The following is a 19,559-nucleotide window of genomic DNA, read 5'->3' on the forward strand; positions in this document are numbered from 1 at the left end:
TCACCGCGGCTCCGGCGGACGCTGGCGGGGCATGTTCGGCCGGGTCCCGCCGTGCGGCGGCACCGGGAACCGTCCGTTCAGCCCTGTCTCGGGCCCGCGGCCCGGCCCCGGGAACACCACCGCCTGCAACCCCGCCGGCGCGGCACCCCCCGACCGGAACTCCCCCATCCAGTCCGCCGTCTCCACCCGCACCAGCTCGGTCACGTCCTCGGAGAACCTCCGCAGCACCGACAGACACCGCTCGGCCGCCTCACCGGCCGTCCCCTCCGCCGGCCCCAGCACCTCCCGCACACTCTCCGCAGCCCAGTCGAACTGCAGCGCCTGCAGCCGTCGCTGCACGGCCTGCGCGGTGGCCACGTCCCGCATCCAGCCGGACGTCACCCCGAAGTACCGGTCGACGGCCACGCACGCCGCCCCCAGCAGCAGCGCCAGACACCCCCAGGGTGCGATCCCGCCCGCGACCCCGGTCAGATCCAGCAGCGGCAGCGCGACCCCGGTGACCGCCCCTGCCGCGGCCCCGCAGCGCAGCACCCGCGCGCACCGCCGCTTCCACACCCGGTCGGCGAGGTACCAGGCCGCCGTCCGCAGCGCCCCGCGCTCCACCCACCGGTACAGCTCGTCCAGCCGGAGGGCCGGCTCGCCCCAGTCCCCGAGCGGGAAGACCCGCCCGGTCAGATCGCCCGGCCGCAGCCCGGCCGCCGCCTGCTCGCCCCGCCCGTCCTGAGGCGGCCCCTCGGGCTGCATCTCCGGCTGACCCACCCGGCACTCCTCACTGACCACGAATGACCACGTACGGTTCACTCACCGATCACGCTGCGCGATGGACGAGAACCCGCATCCGGAACGCGCCCGACTCTTCCTACCTCCCAATGGGTGGCGAAGACGTAGCTTTCGCCTCTTTTCCGCCCGGAAGTATTCCTTGATCAGGTATAGGGCGCGAGGGGGACTCACTCGAAAGAGTGCTGGGGCGACGGCAGCCCCGACCACGTAGGCTCGTGCCGAACGGGAAAACCCGTACCGAGCAAGGAGCTGATCGTGATCCCCGGTGGTGGCCAGCCCAATATGCAGCAGCTGCTCCAGCAGGCCCAGAAGATGCAACAGGACCTGGCGCAGGCGCAGGAGGAACTGGCGCAGACGGAGGTCGACGGGCAGTCGGGCGGCGGTCTGGTGACGGCCACCGTCACCGGCGCCGGCGAGCTGCGCGCCCTGAAGATCGACCCGAAGGCGGTGGATCCCGAGGCGGCGTCCGCCGAAGAGACGGCCGAGACCCTCGCCGACCTGGTCGTGGCGGCCGTCCAGGCGGCCAACGAGAACGCGCAGACGCTCCAGCAGCAGAAGCTGGGCCCGCTCGCGCAGGGTCTGGGCGGCGGCGGCATCCCCGGCCTGCCGTTCTGACCCTGCACACCGCCTTCCTCGGACAGGCGGCAGACAACTACGGTACGTACGGGACGGTACGCACCGACCCCGAAGACCCAGGAAGGGCAGTCCGTTGTACGAAGGCGTGGTCCAGGACCTGATCGACGAGCTGGGGCGGCTGCCCGGCGTCGGTCCGAAGAGCGCCCAGCGGATCGCCTTCCACATCCTGCAGGCCGAGCCGACCGACGTACGGCGTCTCGCACAGGCCCTGATGGAGGTCAAGGCGAAGGTCCGCTTCTGCGCGACCTGCGGCAACGTCGCACAGGAGGAGCTGTGCAACATCTGCCGCGACACCCGCCGCGACCCGGCCGTCATCTGTGTGGTCGAGGAGCCGAAGGACGTCGTGGCGATCGAGCGCACGCGTGAGTTCAGGGGCCGCTACCACGTCCTGGGCGGCGCGATCAGCCCGATCGACGGGGTGGGCCCCGACGACCTGCGCATCAGGGAGCTCCTGGCCCGGCTCGCCGACGGCACGGTCACCGAGCTGATCCTCGCCACGGACCCGAACCTGGAGGGCGAGGCGACGGCGACGTACCTCGCCCGCATGATCAAGCCCATGGGCCTGAAGGTCACCCGCCTGGCCAGCGGCCTCCCGGTGGGTGGGGACCTGGAATACGCGGACGAGGTCACCCTCGGACGCGCCTTCGAGGGGAGACGACTCCTAGATGTCTGACGCCACGCTGCACGCGACCGACCAGAACCCGGACGACTTCGCGGTCCAGATCGCGGACCAGATCGAGAGCTTCCTGGTCGCCGTCACGGAGGTCGCCAAGGGCGACGAGCCGGAATCGGCCGTCCCCTTCCTCCTGCTGGAGGTCTCCCAGCTCCTCCTGGCCGGCGGCCGGCTCGGCGCGCACGAGGACATCGTGCCCGACGAGCGTTACGAACCCGACTCGGGTCCCGAGGCGGACGTCGACGAGCTCCGCGAGAACCTGGCCCGCCTGCTGGACCCGATCGACGTCTACTCCGAGGTCTTCGACCCCTACGAGCCGCGCAAGGCCCCGGTGCCGGCCCGTATCTCCGACGACCTCACGGACGTCATCACGGACCTGCGGCACGGCATGGCCCACTACCGGGCGGGCCGCACCACGGAGGCCCTGTGGTGGTGGCAGTTCTCCTACTTCTCCAACTGGGGCTCCACCGCCTCGGCGAGCCTGCGGGCCCTGCAGTCGGTCCTCGCCCACGTCCGCCTCGACCAGCCCCTCGCCGAACTCGACGGCCTGGACACGGACCAGGGCATGGGCGACGACACACTGGAGATCGAGGCGGGCCGGGTGATGGCGGAGGAGATCGCGGGGCCGCTGGGGCTGCGTCCGGCGAAGTAGCCGCCGTGGAGCGGTGCTCAGCCCTCGGCCGCTCCCGGGAACTCCCCTGCGCCGTGCAGCAGATCGAAGAGTTTCACCGGTGACCATGCGACACCGTTGCCGCCCGCGGTGGCGATCTCGTCCGTCCTCGCCGCCGTCTTGGCGCTGGCGTAGACGAACACCGGTGTCGCGTCGTCGAAGGTCCGGATCTCGCGGATGAGGTCCAGTCCGGCGTCCGTGTTGTATCCGGCGGCTTCGCTCCGGCCCATGTCCGAGATCACGGCGTCGAAGGCGGGCCGAGCCCGGTGCAGAGCACGGACGCCCTCCTGCGTGGACGTGGCGTGCACCACCTCCACGCCCAGGGCCTGGAGTTGGGCCGTCTCGTAGGCGTTGTTCGCCGGCTGGTCGTCCACCCACAGCACTCTGCGGAGCAGACGGGGTGGCCGCTCGGTCGGTTCGGACGCCTCCCGCGGCCCGTCGCCCGCGCTGACGGCGGTGAGCCGCTGCTGGATGTCGGCGGTGGTCTCCACGAGCTGGTCGGAGAACTGCTGCACGGTCAGCTCGGCGTCCCCGACCCGGACGGTGAAGTTGCCCCTGCCCACGAGGCCTTTGATCAAGGGGAACAGCCGCCAGACCACCACCGAGGCGAACAGCGGCCAGGCGAGCCCGGTGAGGGCCTCGATCAAGGCGCTCGCTTCCTTCATGTCATGCCTCCGAGAGGGCGGTCACAGGTCGAGAGGCGGAATGTGCGGACCGGGTGGCCTCGCCACATCCATCCCGATGTTCAGCGGCACCTCGGCTACGGCCGGCAGTTCACCGGCCACGTCCGCCAGCAGGCGACGCATCCTGACCTCGCCGAAACGCCGTACCCCCATCGCCATCGCCCCGATCACGTCGAGGTCAGCGACATCGACGGGGGCCGCCGCCTTGAACCAGGTCAGTTCGTTCGCCATGGCGAGATCGACCGACTTGGCGTAGGCCCGGGACAGCTCGGACAGCGTTGCGGCGTAGGACTCCGCCGCGTGGTCGCCGTCCTCCTCCAGGAGGTTCAGGGCGAGCCCCCAGAACATCCGTACGGGCATGGCCAGGGAGCCCACCGGTACCACGCCGACCCGGTGCGGCGACTCGGTGGCGAATCCGGTGAGCGTGTCCCTGGCTTCCGGATCCCCTCCGGCCAGCATGGCGCATGCCAGCAGGAGGTAGGCCTGCTGCTGCGGGTGGTCCAGCAGGTCGTCCGTCTCGCGCCTCATGGCGTCGTCGGCGCTTCTGGGAGTGCCGTGCAGGAGGAGCCGCCGGGTCCACCTCTCGCGAGTGGACCGCTCGACCCCGCGGGGTGCCAGTGAGGCCTGGAGATAAGCGCCGAAGGTGAGACCTGCCCTGGTGAACAGGTCGGCGGCCTGCGCGAGCGCCCCCCGAACGGCCTGGTGGGGATCGACCAGCAGGCGCCACTGGCCGGCCAGCCGGTAGGCCGACGCGGCCTCGATCAGGGCATGCGAGGCCGGCCTTCCGTCGGAATCCGCTTCCCCGAGGACCAGGCGGGCGTAGGCCTCGTGGAAGTCGGCGGCGAGGGCGACCTGTTCGGCGGAGAGCTGAAGCGGCCGCAGCGGCGAGGGATCCGAGGGCGGCAAGGCCATCTCAGATCAGCTCCCTGACATTGCTCAGCGCCTCGGGCTCCGTGAAGTGGGGATTGAGGTACTCCCACCTTTTCCGCAGCCGTTTCTCCCTGCGGTCCCAGGTCCACTTCTCGCAGCCGCGTACCTGCGTCGCGGGCACGTAGACCTTGGCCGTCACTTCGCCCTCGGTCTGGAAGGGCGAATACCTGCGGTAGGTGTTCAGGTCCCGGATCTCCTCGGCGACCCCGGGCACCGACACCGCCGACCGGGGTGCCAGCACGACCCAGCACGTGTAGAGGTAGGCCTCCGGCCGGGCTCCGAACTGCGTGCCGAACCACAACGCCGTGTGGCGCGCGGTGTGGACGAAGTTGGTCTTCGCCACCGCGTCCCGCTCCACCGTCCCGCACGAGAGGGAGATGAACGGGCTCTCCTCGCAGAACGGCCGTCCGGTGGCCGGGTCCTTCCGCTCGAAGTGATTGACGTGCCGATCAAGGTTCTGCTCGGTGAGCCTGGTCGCGAATTCGGCCAGCGGGACCTGGCCGTTCTTCAGCAACCAGCGGCTGGAGATCCCGGACCTGCCGTCGATGAGCGCGCGGGCCTCGTCGTCACCCGGTAACGCCAGCCCTTTGATGCACCACTGCACGATCATGTTCGCCCCCCGACAGCGACGTGCGCGAGCAAGTCAGCGTAGGGCAACACCCGTCTGCAGCAAGGGGGTTGGCGCGCATTTCACGCGGAAGAGCGACCTTCCCGGGTCAGAGCCGTACGGCCGTCCCCGTCACGCCGATGCCCGTGTCCGGTTCCGCCGGTACGGTCACGGTGATCGTGCTGGGCCGTCCCAGGTCCGCGCCCTGGTGAACCGTCAGGGTGGCAGGGGTCGGTACGAGGCCGAACTCGCGCAGGTAGCCGCCGAACGCGGCGGCCGCCGCCCCCGTCGCCGGGTCCTCGACCACCCCACCGGGCGGGAACGGGTTGCGGGCGTGGAAGACGGTGGGCGACTCCCGCCAGACCAGGTCGATCGTGGTCCAGTCCCGGCGGGCCATCAGGGTGGTGAGCGCGGCCATGTCGTAGTCCAGGTCCGCCAGCCGTTCGCGGCTCGCGGCGGCGATGACCGGGTGCCAGGCGCCGGCGAAGGCGACCCGGGGCGGCAGCGCCGGGTCCAGGTCACCGGCGGACCAGCCGAGGATCGCCAGCAGTTCGGCGAGGTCCGCCCCTTCGAGCGGGACCGTGCGCGGCGCGACGCTCACCAGGGTCGCCACGAGGGAGCCGTCCGCCGCCCGGTCCGTGGTGACGGTGACCGGTCCGGCCTGGGTGCGCAGGCGCAGTCGTCCGGTGCCGTGCCGCTCCGCGTGCGCCACGGCGGTGGCGATCGTCGCGTGGCCGCAGAACGGCACCTCGGCGAGCGGGCTGAAGTACCGGACGTCCAAGGGGCCGTCGCCGGAGTCCACCACGAAGGCCGTTTCGGAGTAGCCCACTTCGGCCGCCGTCGCCAGCATCGCCGCGTCGTCGGCACCGCTCGCGTCGAGCACCACCCCGGCGGGGTTGCCGCCCTTGGGATCCGTGCTGAACGCCACGTAGCGCAGTATCTCCATGCCCAGACGGTAGCGCCCGGCCCCCGCTCACGCCGCGTGATTTGGAGTCTCCTTGCACGTCCCCTGTATGTGGGCTGCACGGCCCCTAACCGGTGGAACGCGAGGCTGGAGTCACTTCCACCGCGGAGAACGCGGAGGGAAGCAGACTCCCCTCGACGCACTGGAGATGTCATGGACCGCCGCCCCGCCAGCCGACGCATAGCCGCAGCCGCCACCGCAGTCCTGGCCGCCGGCACCTTCGCTCTCGGGGCCGGGGTCGCCGGAGCGGACGCGCAGAACAAGGGCACGAAGCATGCCAAGCCGGTGACCAAGGCGCAGGTGCTCGGCCTGTTCGACGACTGGAACGCCGCGCTGCAGACCGGTGACCCGAAGAAGGTCGCCGACCTGTACGCGAAGGACGCGGTCCTGCTGCCGACCGTCTCCAACCAGGTCCGTACGGACAGAGCCGGGATCGTCGACTACTTCGAGCACTTCCTGCAGAACAAACCGTTCGGCACGAAGCTCGAGTCCGTCGTCAACATCCTCGACCGCGACACCGTCATCGACACGGGTGTCTACGAGTTCGCGCTCACCGACCACGAGACGGGCGAGAAGCGCACCGTCAAGGCCCGCTACACCTACGCCTACGAGAAGCAGCCGAACGGCAGGTGGCTGATCGTGAACCACCACTCCTCGAAGATGCCGCAGGGCTGAGCCGGGTCAGCCGCCGCCCCGGTGGGACGCCCGTAGCGTGATCGTCACGCACAGGCCGCCGCCCGGCACGTCCGTCAGCGCCACGGTCCCGCCGTCGTCCGTCACCAGCTGTCGGACGACGGCGAGACCGAGCCCGGAGCCGGACTTCCCGGTCAGGCCCTGGCCGCGCCAGAACCGGTCGAAGGCGCGGGACTTCTCGGCGTCGGACATGCCGGGCCCCTCGTCGAGCACCGACACCCCCACCACATCGCCCCGGGGCTCCACCCGCACGGTGATCGTCCCGCCGTCGGGCGATACCTCCAGGGCGTTGGAGAGCACGTTGTCCAGCATCTGGTCCAGATGACCGGGGCTGGACAGCACAGACGGGCGGCCGTCGGCACTCCCCCTGAGCGCGATGGTGACACCGCGCTCGTCGGCGGCCGGCCTCCACACGGCGAGCCGCTCCCGCACGATGTCCAGCAGCGGGAGCGGCTCGGCCGCCGTCACCCTCGCCTCGGCCCGGGCCAGCACCAGCAGCCCGCTGACCAGCCGGCTCATCCGCACGACCTCCGCCGTCGCCTGCTCCACGTCCTCCCGCACGAACTCGTCGTCCACGCCGTCGGCGATGTTGTCCAGGGACAGCCGCAACGCCGTGAGCGGGGTGCGCAGTTGGTGGGAGGCGTCCGCGACGAAGATGCGCTGGGCCGCGATGAGCGTGTCCAGGCGTTCGGCGCCCTGGTTGAGGGTGCGCGCCAGGGTCTGGGTCTCGGGCGGGCCCGTCACGGGGGAGCGGGCGGTCAGATCGCCGTCGCTGAACTTGCTGGCCATGTCGTTGAGCTGGCGCAGCGGCCGGGTGAGGCGACGGGCCACCGCGACGCCGAGCAGAGCGGCCACGCCGAGGACGAGCACGGCGAGGATCGCCCGGAAGCCCCAGATCTGCCACAGCCGGCTGGTCATCTCGCCGGTGGAGTACACGATGCGTACGGCGCCGACGATTCGGTCCGTGCCGGCCGCCCGGGCGGGCACGGTGACCACCAGCTCGGGGCCCCAGATGAAGGAGGAACCCCAGTCCGTCGTGGGGGTGCCGTCCTCCAGGGCCTTGGCCAGGGCCGCGTCCCTGGTGGGCCGCGGCAGGTCCGCGGGGCAGTTCGCCGTGCGGGTCACCTGGATCTCGTCGTCGTAGGCCCTGGCCATCTCCTCCAGGGCCCGGCAGGAGGCGGCGCGGCCGTCCCCGAGCAGCAGGGCCATGGCGTCGGCCTCGCGCGTGACGGCCGACCTGGTGTCGTCGCGCAGCTGATCCGTGAGCGTGAACGCCACCGGCACGGTGAACAGCGCGATGGCGACCGCGACGAGCAGGACGTAACTGCGGACGAGCTGGCGGATCATGAGACGCCGCCGCTCCCGCCTGCGCCGCTGCTCTCGCCCGTGCCGCTGCTCCCGCCTGCGCCGCTGCTCCCGCCCGTGCCGCCGCTCCCGCCCACGTCGGTGTCGGCGTCGGTGTCCCTGGTGATCTCCAGCCGGAAGCCGACCCCGCGCACCGCCTCGATGGTGATCGCCCCGGCGAGCTTGCGCCGCAGCGCCGCCACGTGCACGTCCAGCGTCTTCGTCGGGCCGAACCAGTTCGCGTCCCAGACCGCTTCCATGATCTGCTCGCGCGACATCAGCGCCCCGGGCTCCTCGGTGAGGAAGGCCAGCAGGTCGTACTCCTTGGGCGCGAGGGCGACCTCCTCGCCGTCCAGGCGCACCCGGGCGGCCTTGCGGTCGAGCGTGAGGCGCGTGCCGTAGCGGTCGGGGCCGGCGTCGGGCGTCCCCGCGGGGGTGCGGGGCCGGGTGCGGCGCATGACCGCCCTTATCCGCGCGATGACCTCGCGGACGCCGAACGGCTTGGAGACGTAGTCGTCCGCGCCGAGCTCCAGGCCGACCACCCGGTCCGTCTCGTCGCTGCGGGCGCTGATCACGATGATCGGGACGTCGCCCCGCTCGCGCAGCGCCTTGCAGACGTCCAGGCCGTCGGTGTCGGGCAGACCGAGATCGAGCAGGACGACGTCGTAGGGACCCTCGTGCCCGAGGGCCGCCCCGCCCGTGGGGACCCACTCGACCTCGAAGCCGTAGCGCTTGAGGCCACGGCGCAGGGACGCGGCGACCGGTTCATCGTCTTCCACCAGGAGTACGCGCACAGCCGAACCCTAGTGCTTGAAAGTTGTGAGACCGGGATCGCCCTCGTGCGATTGTGACACCGGGCACTTTCCCGAGTGGCCTGTGCCCAGATGGGCATGAGCGACTCTGGACGGGCGGACCGAGATCTCACCATGCGATATCGCGGAGGGGTTTTTCGGACGCTCGTTAGACTGAGCCGACCGCGGTACGAATGCGTATGAGCGGATAGAGACGGATTGAGCGAGGAGCGCACGTGGGCCTTGTCGTGCAGAAGTACGGAGGCTCCTCCGTAGCCGATGCCGAGGGCATCAAGCGCGTCGCCAAGCGGATCGTGGAAGCGAAGCAGAACGGCAACCAGGTGGTCGCCGTGGTTTCCGCGATGGGCGACACGACGGACGAGCTGATCGATCTCGCCGAGCAGGTTTCCCCGATGCCTGCCGGGCGCGAGCTCGACATGCTGCTGACCGCCGGAGAGCGGATCTCCATGGCCCTGCTGGCCATGGCGATCAAAAAGCTGGGCCACGAGGCCCAGTCGTTCACCGGCAGCCAGGCGGGTGTCATCACCGACTCGGTCCACAACAAGGCCCGGATCATCGACGTCACGCCGGGCCGGATCAAGACCTCGGTGGACGAGGGCAACATCGCGATCGTCGCCGGTTTCCAGGGCGTCAGCCAGGACACCAAGGACATCACCACGCTCGGCCGCGGCGGCTCCGACACCACCGCGGTGGCCCTCGCCGCCGCCCTGGACGCCGATGTCTGCGAGATCTACACCGACGTCGACGGCGTGTTCACCGCCGACCCGCGCGTGGTGAAGAAGGCCCGGAAGATCGACTGGATCTCCTTCGAGGACATGCTCGAACTGGCCGCTTCCGGGTCGAAGGTGCTGCTCCACCGCTGTGTGGAGTACGCCCGCCGGTACAACATCCCGATCCACGTCCGGTCCAGCTTCAGCGGACTTCAGGGCACATGGGTCAGCAGCGAGCCGATTACGCAAGGGGACAAGCAGGTGGAGCAGGCTCTCATCTCCGGTGTCGCGCACGACACCTCCGAGGCCAAGGTCACGGTCGTCGGCGTGCCGGACAAGCCGGGCGAGGCGGCCTCGATCTTCCGCACGATCGCCGACGCCGAGATCAACATCGACATGGTCGTGCAGAACGTGTCCGCCGCCTCCACGGGCCTGACGGACATCTCCTTCACGCTGCCGAAGACCGAGGGCCGCAAGGCCATCGACGCGCTGGAGAAGAACAAGGCCGGCATCGGCTTCGACTCCCTGCGCTACGACGACCAGATCGGCAAGATCTCCCTCGTCGGCGCCGGCATGAAGACCAACCCGGGCGTCACGGCCGACTTCTTCACGGCCCTGTCCGACGCGGGCGTGAACATCGAGCTGATCTCGACCTCCGAGATCCGCATCTCGGTCGTCACCCGCGCCGACGACGTCCCCGAGGCCGTCCGCGCCGTGCACTCCGCGTTCGGGCTCGACTCCGACAGCGACGAGGCCGTCGTCTACGGAGGCACCGGCCGCTGATGGCCGATCTCCGACAGGACGCCCGGACCGGACGGTCCGGGCGTCCGACGCTTGCCGTGGTGGGGGCGACCGGAGCCGTCGGCACGGTCATGCTCCGGATCCTGTCCCAGCGGGCCGACGTCTGGGGCGAGATCCGGCTGATCGCCTCCCCGCGCTCGGCCGGCCGCAAACTGACCGTCCGCGGCGAGGAGACCGAGGTCGTCGCGCTCGCCGAGGAGGCCTTCGACGGCGTCGACGTCGCCATGTTCGACGTCCCCGACGAGGTCGCCGAGCGGTGGGCGCCCGTCGCCGCCGCCAAGGGCGCGGTGGTCGTCGACAACTCCGGCGTGTTCCGGATGGACCCGGACGTGCCGCTCGTCGTGCCCGAGGTCAACCCGCACGCCGTGCGGATGCGTCCGCGCGGGATCATCGCCAACCCCAGCTGCACGACGCTCTCCATGATCGTGGCCCTGGGCGCGCTGCACGCCGAGTTCGGCCTGCGCGAGCTGGTCGCCTCCTCGTACCAGGCCGTCAGCGGCGCCGGGCGCGCCGGCGTGGAGACCCTGCGCCGGCAGCTGTCCCTGGTCGCGGGCACGGAGCTGGGCGTGCACCCGGGCGACGTACGCCGGGCCGTCGGCGACGGGACCGGGCCGTTCCCCGAGCCGGTCGCGCTGAACGTCGTGCCCTGGACCGGTACGGCGTGCGAGGACGGCTGGTCGTCGGAGGAGCTGAAGGTGCGGGACGAGGCCCGCAAGATCCTCGGTCTGCCCGGCCTTCCCGTGGCCGTCACCTGTGTCCGGGTGCCGGTGATCACCACGCACTCGGTGACCGTGCACGCCCGCTTCGAGGGCGAGGTCACCGTCGACAAGGCCCGCGAGATCCTCGCCACGGCGCCCGGGGTCGTGCTGTTCGACAACCCGGCCGCGGGGGAGTTCCCGACCCCCGCCGACGTGGTCGGCACCGACCCGACCTGGGTCGGTCGGGTCCGGCGTGCGCTGGACGACCCCACGGCGCTGGAACTGTTCGTGTGCGGGGACAACCTGCGCAAGGGCTCCGCGCTCAACACCGCTCAGATCGCCGAGGTGGTCGCGGCCGAGCTGTCCCGACCCGTGTGAGCCGGCAGACGGCGCGACCGTCTCCTACCGCAGGCCGCAGGTCGCCGGGTGTCGTGGCGTTTCCGCCGCGCCGAATCCCCCGGCCGATGTCAGAGGCGGTTTGTAGGATCTGTGGACGACATGTGAGCCGGTCGATGATCCGGACCACTTGTCCATGGCGCTTCGGCATCAGAGGATTTACCTCCCCGCTCTCCGCAACCGCGCGAAGGGCGGGGAGCGTCTTTGCGGTCGCCCTTCGGCCGTGGGAGCGCTTACAGGCGTGGGGACGCCTGGAACCGGGCGTGGGGACGTCCGTTCACATTTGGATATAAGGGAAGAGCGGGACGCATGAGGGCCATGAACGCACCATCGACTGTGCTGCCTGACGCGGGTAGACCGGCAACAGCGACGGTCGGCGTGAAAGTGATGCCCGGCACGTACAACCCTCACGGGGGTCAGCGTGTCCAACAGGCGTGGCAGAGGTACTCGACTTCAGTGCGGCGCGCGGCGCGGTCCTCCGACCGCCCCGTCCGGCGGCTCTCCGACCCCGCATGGCCGGTACGCCCGGTGGCATGCCGGTGATCGCGCCCGTGCCCGCAGCGCGGCCGGCCCGCATACCCGACCAGCGTGACGGCGCAGAGGACGGCGTGGCGGCCGGGACCTCCGTCGACCACCTCACCGAGACCTACCGGGCGCACTACCGCTCGCTGCTGGGCCTCGCCGCCCTCCTCCTCGACGACACCGCCTCCTGCGAGGACGTCGTCCAGGAGGCGTTCATCCGTGTCCACTCCGCCCGCAAGCGCGTCCGGGACCCCGAGAAGACCCTGGCGTACCTGCGCCAGACCGTCGTCAACCTCTCCCGTTCCGCGCTGCGCCGCCGCATACTCGGCCTGAAGCTGCTGTCGAAGCCCATGCCCGACATGGCCAGCGCCGAGGAAGGTGCCTACGACCAGCTGGAGCGCGACTCCCTCATCAAGGCGATGAAGGGGCTGCAGCGCCGCCAGCGCGAGGTGCTGGTGCTGCGCTACTTCGCGGACATGACCGAGGCGCAGGTCGCCGAGACGCTCGGCATATCCCTCGGCTCCGTCAAGGCCTACGGATCGCGCGGTATCGCGGCGCTCCGGCTGGCCATGGAGGCGCCGGCATGAGGGACGGCAACGGCACCGGCGGCAACGGGCGCGACCGCCCCGAGCCCGTCGAGCGCCTGGGAGAGTGGCAGGCGCCGACAAGGCGGCACGGGCAAGATCCGAAGCAATCGCACGCTGGGAACGGAACTGTGAACCACGGCCCCGACGACCAGAACCCCGAAGGGTTCGACTCGGACGAGCTGGACCTGCGCACAATGCTGCACCAGGTGGTGCAGGAGGTGGAACCGCGCGACGGCACCCTGGACTACCTGCGCAAGGCGGTACCGCAGCGGCGGGCCCGCAAGCGGCAGGCCGTCGTCGGCATGGCGGCCGCCGCGCTCTTCATCGGCACGGCCGTCCCCGCCCTCGTGCACGTCTCCAACGCCACCGGCTCCGAGGCCAACCCGGCCGCCATCGGCCACACCTCGCAGACCCAGGGCGGTACGAGTCAGGGCAAGGGCCCGGACGGCGGCGAGAGCACCGCGGGCGGCTCCTCCGGCAAGGCCGAGGGCAAGGAGAAGGGCGACAAGAAGGAGAAGGGCAAGGGCAAGGGGGCCGGCACCTCCACCGGCGCGTCCCAGGGCGGCGGTACCGGCCCTTCCTCCACCGCCGCCGCAGGCATCCAGGCGTGCACCGCGGCCCAGCTCGGCCCCGCCTCCGGAAGCGCGGGCGCCCCCGACTCCACCGGCGCGGTCTCCGGCTCCTTCCGCGTCACCAACGTCTCCGGCGCGGCATGCACGGTCACCGGCCCCGGCTCGGTGAGCGTGCTGCCGCAGGGCGCGGCCGACGTCAGCAAGGTCGGTCAGGCCCGCCACACCGCGGGCGACGCGGCGGCCGGTCTGCTGCCCGACCCGTCCCTGGAGGCCGCCCAGCTGGTGCTCCAGCCGGGCATCGGCTACGACGTGAAGTTCGCCTGGGTGCCCTCCGAGACCTGCCCCACTCCCGGCGGCAGCGTCGGCGGCCCCGACCCCAGCCCGGATCCGACCCCGTCGGAGGACCCGACGACCACGGCCGGCACCTCCACCGGCGGCGACACGGGCACGGCCCCCCAGCTGGTCAGGGAGGACGGCACGGTCGACGGCAGTGTGGCGGTGACGTACACCCCGGTCACCGGCTCGGGCGCGAACACGGTGACGGTGTCCAACGCGTGCGCGGGCACCGTGTACTGGACGGGCGTGCTGGCGGGATCGTAGGCGGGGGCGCGGCCCGTCAGGGGTTGCGGACCCACCCGGCCCGGGCGAAGGCGCCGCTCACTTCGCAGCGGCGTCCACCGTGACAGGCTCCTCGTCCGCGACCAGACCCAGCTCCGCGTCCCGCGCGAACTCCACCTCGCGCCGCAGCAGCCGGAACCACATGAAGATCACGAACCCCACGAAGGCGAACCACTCGGCGGTGTAGCCCAGGTTCTGGAACGCCTTCAGGTCCAGGCCCGAATCCGGCGGCGCGGCGGCCGGCACCGCCTTCATCCCCGCGTCGCCCTTCGACAGGGTGACCCACGCGTCGTACACGTCGTACGGCACCAGGTTGACCAGGGACGCCGCGCTGATCGCCGCGGTCTGCCCGGCCGGCAGGCCGCCCTGCGCACTGACTCCGTTGTCGCCGGGCGTCTCCGACGCCTGCAGCGCCCCGGTGATCGTGACCTCACCGGACGGCGGGGCGGGAACCTTCGCCGCGCCGGGAGCCCCGGGCAGCCATCCGCGCACCACCGGCAGCGCCTCACCCGAGTCGGTCCGCAGCAGCGTCAGCACGTAGAAGCCCTGCTTGCCGTCGAGTTCCCGCCCGGGCACCAGCAGCTGCTTGCCGTACCGCCCGCTCGCGGTGACCAGCTTCCCGGAGGTCGCCTTGTCCACCGGCAGCATGTCCTTCAGGGGCCGGGGCGCCTCGCGCCGGGCCTCGGAGACCTGCTCGGTCGCGGTGCGATGGTCCCGCACCCGGTCCTCGAACCGGCCCAGCTGCCAGGACCCCATGAAGACGCAGAAGGGGATGGACAACAGCACGAAGACGTTGATCCCCCACCATCGGGGCGTCAGCAGAAACCGGTACACACCCCCACGGTACGGGGCTGTCGGGCGGCCCCGGCCCGCGGGGTCGGCGACGCAGCGGGCCCGGCGGCCGGTTCCGGAGGCCGTGAAGCCCCCTGCGGTCAGTCCTTGCGGGCCCGGATCGAGTACATCAGCGGAATCCGCGGCCGGCCCGCGGGGAAGCGGAAGTAGCCGTCCCGCCGCTCGAAGTTCTCGAACCGCCGGAACAGCGACACGTCGTGCTCGTGCAGGAACTCGATCCGCAACCCGGCCGCCGCGAGCGCCGAGACGACCTCGCCGACCGGATGCTGCCACTCCACCCGCCGGCCGTGGGTGAACTCGGCGTCCTCGGCCGCGTACGACCCCGCGCTCTCCTCGATCCAGGCGTCGCGGGCGAAGTAGTCGTGCACGATCCGCGAACCGGTCTCGTCGTCGAGGACGTCGGTGAGCGGGTGGAACTCGGCGAGGTAGAGGAACCCGCCGGGCGCCACCAGCGACGCCACGGTCGCCGCCCAGCGCCCGATGTCGGGCAGCCAGCACAACGCGCCGCCGCCGGTGTACACGATGTCGTACGACGGGTCCGGGACCGCGGCCGCCGCGTCGTACACGTCCGCCGCCACGAACTCCGCCCGGTCCGGGCCGAGACCCAGGTCGCGCGCGAGACCGCGGGCCAGGCCGACCGCGGGTCGGGAGAAGTCCAGGCCGACGACGCGGGCGGCGCCGTGCCGGGCCCAGGACAGCGTGTCGAGGCCGATGTGGCACTGCAGATGCAGCAGAGAGCGGTTGCCGACCTCGCCCACCTCGGCGAGCTCGAAGTCGCGCAAGGGGTCCTGACCGGCCCGGAAGGCGTCCAGGTCGTAGAAGTCACCGGCGACGTGCAGCGGGACGCGCTCGTCCCAGTGGGCGCGGTTGGCCTCGTTCCAGTCGGCGGGGGCGGGGGAGTACATGGCCGGGACTCCTGACCTGGTGGGAGGGGTGACTGGTGGAGGTTATCCACAGGCTGGGGACCTCGCGAGCGGATTGTCGGCCGGGGCGGGCAGTATGGGGCCATGACTGAGAGCAACGGGTCCGACGAGCGGGATCAGCGGGACCAGCACGAGCAAGCGGTACGGGCGGGACGGCAGGAGGGGATGCCGGACTGGGAGAAGCGCTTTCGGGCGCCCCGGGTGTCCTTGCCCGACTGGGCGGAGGACGCGCCGGACCGCTCCCTGTTCGTCTCGAACGCCACGGGGACGTACGAGCTGTACGCCTGGGACCGGTCGACCGGCGAGCAGCGCCAGGTGACGGACCGGCCCAACGGCACGACGGACGGCGTGCTGTCCCCGGACGGCGCGTGGATCTGGTGGTTCGACGACAAGGACGGCGACGAGTTCGGCGTGTGGCGCCGCCAGCCCTTCGAGGGCGGCGCGGACGAACCGGCCGCCGCGGGCCTGGAGCCCTCCTACCCGGCGGGCCTCGCCCTCGGCCGCGACGGGCGTACGGCGGTCGTCGGCCGCTCCACGGACGAGGACGGCACGACCATCCACCTCGTCCGCACCGGCGAGGAGCCGACGGAGATCTACCGCCACCGCGAGTCGGCCGGTGTCGGCGACCTCTCCCACGACGGCTCGCTCATCGCCGTCGAGCACACCGAACACGGCGACGCGATGCACTCGGCGCTGCGTGTCCTGCGCCCCGACGGCACGGCGGTCGCCGACCTCGACGACACCGAGGGCGGCACCCGCGAGCTGGGCCTCGAGGTCCTCGGCTTCGCACCCGTCGACGGCGACACGCGCCTGCTCATCGGCCACCAGCGCCGCGGCCGCTGGGAGCCCCTGGTGTGGGACGTGGCCACCGGCGAGGAGACGGACCTGGCGCTGGAGCTGCCGGGCGACGTCAGCGCCGAGTGGTACCCGGACGGCAGCGGTCTGCTCATCGCCCACAGTTTCGAGGCCCGCAGCGAGCTGTTCCGCTACGACCTGTCCGGCCGCGCCCTGACGGAGATCCCGACCCCGCCGGGCACGGTCTCCGGCGCGACGGCCCGGCCCGACGGCAGCGTGGAGTACCTGTGGTCCTCGGCGGCCGAGCCGTCGGCGGTCCGCTCCACGGCGGGCGGTGTGGTGCTCGACCCGCCCGGCATGAAGTCGCCCGGTTCGGTGCCGGTGCAGGACGTGTGGGTGGAGGGGCCGGGGGGCCGCATCCACGCCCTCGTCCAGAAGCCGCAGGGCAGCACCGGACCGCTCCCCACGGTCTTCGACATCCACGGCGGTCCCACCTGGCACGACAGCGACTCCTTCGCGGCGGGCCCCGCCGCCTGGGTGGACCACGGCTACGCGGTGATCCGTGTCAACTACCGCGGTTCCACCGGCTACGGCCGTGCCTGGACGGACGCCCTGAAGCACCGCGTCGGCCTCATCGAACTGGAGGACATCGCCGCGGTCCGTGAATGGGCCGTCGGCTCCGGTATCGCCGACCCGGACCGCCTCGTCCTCACCGGCGGTTCCTGGGGCGGCTACCTCACCCTCCTCGGCCTCGGCGTCCAGCCCGACGCGTGGACGCTCGGCATCGCGGCGGTGCCCGTCGCCGACTACGTCACGGCGTACCACGACGAGATGGAAGCGCTGAAGGCGATGGACCGCACGCTCCTGGGCGGCACCCCCGAGGAGGTCCCCGACCGCTTCGAGGCCTCGTCCCCCCTCACCTACGTCGACCGGGTCAAGGCGCCGGTCTACATCTCGGCCGGCGTCAACGACCCACGCTGTCCGATCCGGCAGATCGAGAACTACGTCAAGCGCCTTGAGGCGCGGGGCGCGGTGCACGAGGTGTATCGCTACGACGCCGGGCACGGGTCGCTGGTGGTGGACGAACGGATCAAGCAGGTGCGGTTGGAGCTGGAGTTCGCGGAGCGGCACCTCAAGGGGGTGCCGGGCGCCCAGTAGCTCTGGAGGCGGGGGTGGTTCGGCGGCTGGGGGTGGGGTGTGGCTGATCCGCGCAGGTCCCCGCGCCCCCAGGGCTGCTTCGCAACCGGGCCCGGCACCGACCGGGGCACCTTGTGACGCCGAGCCGTGAACACCGCTCGGCGTCACGCCCCGGCCCGCTCCCGCCGTCTCCGCCCCAGCAGATCCGCAAGCCCCCGCCGCGTCGCCGCCAGCACCACCCGGTCCCCGGGCCCCAGCACATACGTGGGAGGCAGATCCCACACCAGCCCCGAAGCCGGCAGTCGCTCCTCACCCGGGGACTCGGCCTCTCCCCGGCGCCCCCCGGGAGGTGACGTGTTGAGCGCCAGCACCCGCCAGGCACCGGCCCGGAACGCTTCCCCGACCGTCCGCCCCTCCAGCTGCGGATGCCCGGCCACTTCCACCTCGGCGAACAGCAGCACCCGCCGCTCCACCGGGATCGCCCCGAGGATCTGCCGCCCCATCATCGCTCCGGCGAACGCGGGCGCGGCCAGATGCGACACACTCCGGCTCCGCGTCAGGGCGAACGGGTGCGCGGCCCGCAGCGTCCGGTACACGGCCGTGGCGAAGTCGTCGTCGTACAGCCGCAGCACGACCCGCAGGTCGGGCCGTACGGACCGCGCGTACAGCGAGGCTTCCAGATTCGTCGTGTCCGCGCTGGTCAGCGCCAGCAGGGCATGGGCGCGGTGGATCTTCGCGGCCTCCAGCACGCCCTCCTGCGTGACGTCACCGAGCACCACCGGCACCCGCAGCCGCCGCGCCGTGGCCATCCCGCGCGCGTCCGGATCGGACTCCACGCACACCACGGGGATGTTCAGTTCCCGCAGCCGCGTCAGCACGCGCGTCCCGATCTTGCCGAGCCCGAGCAGCACCACGTGCCCGCCGAGCCCCCGGGGCGGCTTGCGCAGGGCGGACGCGCTGCGGAACGTGCCGAGCGCTTCCAGCACCGCGGCCAGCAGCACCGGCAGCAGCAGCAATCCGACCAGACCGGACAGCAGTTGCAGCACCTGCTGTCCCGTCGACTCGTGGAACGCGGGATCGTTGATGCCGAACAGATCGAGCAGCGTGATGTACGTCGCGTACAGCGGATGCGCGCCGGTCACGATCATCAACCCGACGGCGAGCGCCAGCACACAGCCCACCAGGCCGGCCAGCGACCACCGCAACCGCCGCGAGAACAACGAGGCGAACGGCGGCACACCGGCCCGCCCGGCGGGAAGGGACGGCCCGGAGTACGACACCTGCTCCAGAACCACGGTCCCGCGCCCGGTCGCCGACGCCACGGCCGCCTCGTCGGGCAGGAGTTGCGGCCCGAGCTCTCCGCTGCCCTCCGAACCGTCCGCGCCGGCCGGGTCGTTGCTCGTCGCGGACAGCAGCGCCAGGGTGCACAGCCCCGGGTCGGCCACCTCGCCCGGCCGCGGCGGCTGCCGTTCCACCGCCCGCAGCACGAGCCCTTCCGTCTGAACGACCTTGCTGGTGCCGACCAGCGCGGTGGCGGCCAGTGCGGGCGCGGCCGTGTCGGCGTCGGACAGCACCGTCGTCGACGCGTCGATACCCGCTCCCTGACCGTCCCCGGAGGCGACGGCGGCGGTCTGGTCCAGCAGTTCCTCGATGTGCTGCCCCAACCGCCGGTTGTAGAGCCGCAGTACGAGGCGGATACGGGGGTTGAGCCGGCGGGCCGTGAGCGCGGCGCGGATGTTGGTCTCGTCGTCGTCGAAGACGAGAGCCAGCGCCGCCGCCCGGTCGGCGCCCACCTCGGTGAGCACCGCCTCGGTGATCTCCGGTGCCTCCACGAGCTGTTCGTTCGCGACCGGTTCGCCGCTCGCGCCGGTCCGGTTGACGGCTGCGTTCACGACCCGGTCCAGCAGCGCGGCGGAGGCGGCCCGGGCCCGTCCGACCACGGGCTGCCGCACCCGCCTGCCGGAGGGCGGCACGACCAGCGTGACCTGCTCGGCGTAGACGCCGCGGAGTTCGGCGGCCAGCCGGTGCGCGAGGCCGTCGTCACCGCACACGATCATGTGCGTGGCCGGATCACTCGGCTGACCTTGGTTCGGAACGCTCCCCACGAGGAGAAGACTGCCTCACCGGGACGGCCGGTTCCAGAAGGGGCCGGTGCG

General features: G+C 71.8%; 19 protein-coding genes. 9 read left to right on the forward strand and 10 right to left on the reverse strand.

Annotated elements, in window-relative coordinates:
• Nucleotides 1–759 (reverse strand): SLATT domain-containing protein, encoded by a 759-nt coding sequence (locus tag ACZ7EG_RS13160; protein WP_471076504.1) that lies wholly within the window; start codon nucleotides 757–759, stop codon nucleotides 1–3.
• Nucleotides 760–1,035: 276 nt separating this feature from the next.
• Between ACZ7EG_RS13160 and ACZ7EG_RS13165 the strand changes: the two genes are divergently transcribed.
• The 3 genes from ACZ7EG_RS13165 to ACZ7EG_RS13175 all read left to right on the forward strand — a co-directional run bounded on the left by ACZ7EG_RS13165 (nucleotide 1,036) and on the right by ACZ7EG_RS13175 (nucleotide 2,741).
• Nucleotides 1,036–1,395, forward strand: coding sequence for a YbaB/EbfC family nucleoid-associated protein (locus ACZ7EG_RS13165; protein ID WP_471076507.1), 360 nt, complete (start codon nucleotides 1,036–1,038; stop codon nucleotides 1,393–1,395).
• 94 nt (nucleotides 1,396–1,489) lie between these two features.
• Nucleotides 1,490–2,089 (forward strand): recombination mediator RecR, encoded by a 600-nt coding sequence (gene recR, locus ACZ7EG_RS13170; protein WP_003991835.1) that lies wholly within the window; start codon nucleotides 1,490–1,492, stop codon nucleotides 2,087–2,089.
• Entirely contained in the window at nucleotides 2,082–2,741 is a 660-nt protein-coding gene (locus tag ACZ7EG_RS13175) for a DUF5063 domain-containing protein (RefSeq protein ID WP_344461245.1), read from the forward strand. The genes recR and ACZ7EG_RS13175 overlap by 8 nt, the downstream gene beginning before the upstream one ends.
• Nucleotides 2,742–2,758: 17 nt before the next feature.
• Here ACZ7EG_RS13175 and ACZ7EG_RS13180 read toward each other — a convergent pair whose 3' ends face one another.
• The 4 genes from ACZ7EG_RS13180 to ACZ7EG_RS13195 all read right to left on the reverse strand — a co-directional run bounded on the left by ACZ7EG_RS13180 (nucleotide 2,759) and on the right by ACZ7EG_RS13195 (nucleotide 5,925).
• Nucleotides 2,759–3,424, reverse strand: a complete 666-nt coding sequence (locus tag ACZ7EG_RS13180; protein WP_471076510.1) for a response regulator — start codon at nucleotides 3,422–3,424, stop codon at nucleotides 2,759–2,761.
• 21 nt (nucleotides 3,425–3,445) lie between these two features.
• On the reverse strand, nucleotides 3,446–4,354 hold the full coding sequence (locus ACZ7EG_RS13185; protein ID WP_471076513.1) for a hypothetical protein: 909 nt from the start codon (nucleotides 4,352–4,354) through the stop codon (nucleotides 3,446–3,448).
• A gap of 1 nt (nucleotide 4,355) precedes the next feature.
• Entirely contained in the window at nucleotides 4,356–4,982 is a 627-nt protein-coding gene (locus ACZ7EG_RS13190; RefSeq protein WP_471076516.1) for a hypothetical protein, read from the reverse strand.
• A gap of 106 nt (nucleotides 4,983–5,088) precedes the next feature.
• Nucleotides 5,089–5,925, reverse strand: a complete 837-nt coding sequence (locus ACZ7EG_RS13195; RefSeq protein ID WP_471076519.1) for a PhzF family phenazine biosynthesis protein — start codon at nucleotides 5,923–5,925, stop codon at nucleotides 5,089–5,091.
• Between the two features lie 171 nt (nucleotides 5,926–6,096).
• On the opposite strand from ACZ7EG_RS13195, the gene ACZ7EG_RS13200 reads away from it, so the two are divergent.
• A complete protein-coding gene (locus ACZ7EG_RS13200) occupies nucleotides 6,097–6,618 on the forward strand; it encodes an SgcJ/EcaC family oxidoreductase (RefSeq protein WP_471076522.1) in 522 nt (173 codons plus the stop codon).
• A 6-nt stretch (nucleotides 6,619–6,624) separates the two neighbouring features.
• On the opposite strand, the gene ACZ7EG_RS13205 is transcribed toward ACZ7EG_RS13200, so the two are convergent.
• Nucleotides 6,625–7,983, reverse strand: a complete 1,359-nt coding sequence (locus tag ACZ7EG_RS13205) for a sensor histidine kinase (protein ID WP_471076525.1) — start codon at nucleotides 7,981–7,983, stop codon at nucleotides 6,625–6,627.
• Nucleotides 7,980–8,774 carry a response regulator transcription factor gene (locus tag ACZ7EG_RS13210; RefSeq protein ID WP_471076528.1) on the reverse strand — a complete coding sequence of 265 codons (795 nt, stop codon included), beginning with the start codon at nucleotides 8,772–8,774 and terminating at the stop codon, nucleotides 7,980–7,982. Before ACZ7EG_RS13210 ends, ACZ7EG_RS13205 begins: the two co-directional genes overlap by 4 nt.
• Before the next feature lie 233 nt (nucleotides 8,775–9,007).
• Between ACZ7EG_RS13210 and ACZ7EG_RS13215 the strand changes: the two genes are divergently transcribed.
• From ACZ7EG_RS13215 to ACZ7EG_RS13230, 4 genes are all read left to right on the forward strand, one after another.
• Nucleotides 9,008–10,285 carry an aspartate kinase gene (locus ACZ7EG_RS13215; RefSeq protein ID WP_031140483.1) on the forward strand — a complete coding sequence of 426 codons (1,278 nt, stop codon included), beginning with the start codon at nucleotides 9,008–9,010 and terminating at the stop codon, nucleotides 10,283–10,285.
• Nucleotides 10,285–11,379 (forward strand): aspartate-semialdehyde dehydrogenase, encoded by a 1,095-nt coding sequence (locus ACZ7EG_RS13220; RefSeq protein WP_471076531.1) that lies wholly within the window; start codon nucleotides 10,285–10,287, stop codon nucleotides 11,377–11,379. Before ACZ7EG_RS13215 ends, ACZ7EG_RS13220 begins: the two co-directional genes overlap by 1 nt.
• Nucleotides 11,380–11,930: 551 nt before the next feature.
• Entirely contained in the window at nucleotides 11,931–12,506 is a 576-nt protein-coding gene (locus ACZ7EG_RS13225; protein WP_471076534.1) for a SigE family RNA polymerase sigma factor, read from the forward strand.
• A 128-nt stretch (nucleotides 12,507–12,634) separates the two neighbouring features.
• Entirely contained in the window at nucleotides 12,635–13,678 is a 1,044-nt protein-coding gene (locus ACZ7EG_RS13230; RefSeq protein WP_471076537.1) for a hypothetical protein, read from the forward strand.
• A gap of 57 nt (nucleotides 13,679–13,735) precedes the next feature.
• Here the strand turns inward: ACZ7EG_RS13230 and ACZ7EG_RS13235 are convergent, their stop codons facing one another.
• Nucleotides 13,736–14,530, reverse strand: coding sequence for an SURF1 family protein (locus ACZ7EG_RS13235; RefSeq protein ID WP_471076539.1), 795 nt, complete (start codon nucleotides 14,528–14,530; stop codon nucleotides 13,736–13,738).
• Nucleotides 14,531–14,628: 98 nt separating this feature from the next.
• Nucleotides 14,629–15,453: a class I SAM-dependent methyltransferase gene (locus tag ACZ7EG_RS13240; RefSeq protein WP_471076541.1), complete on the reverse strand. Its 825-nt coding sequence runs from the start codon at nucleotides 15,451–15,453 to the stop codon at nucleotides 14,629–14,631.
• 102 nt (nucleotides 15,454–15,555) lie between these two features.
• Between ACZ7EG_RS13240 and ACZ7EG_RS13245 the strand changes: the two genes are divergently transcribed.
• Nucleotides 15,556–17,424: a S9 family peptidase gene (locus tag ACZ7EG_RS13245; RefSeq protein ID WP_471076543.1), complete on the forward strand. Its 1,869-nt coding sequence runs from the start codon at nucleotides 15,556–15,558 to the stop codon at nucleotides 17,422–17,424.
• Between the two features lie 143 nt (nucleotides 17,425–17,567).
• Here ACZ7EG_RS13245 and ACZ7EG_RS13250 read toward each other — a convergent pair whose 3' ends face one another.
• Nucleotides 17,568–19,460, reverse strand: coding sequence for a potassium channel family protein (locus ACZ7EG_RS13250; RefSeq protein ID WP_471077077.1), 1,893 nt, complete (start codon nucleotides 19,458–19,460; stop codon nucleotides 17,568–17,570).
• Between the last annotated feature and the right edge of the window lie 99 nt (nucleotides 19,461–19,559).

Source organism: Streptomyces sp. NPDC037100 (genome assembly GCF_055606225.1).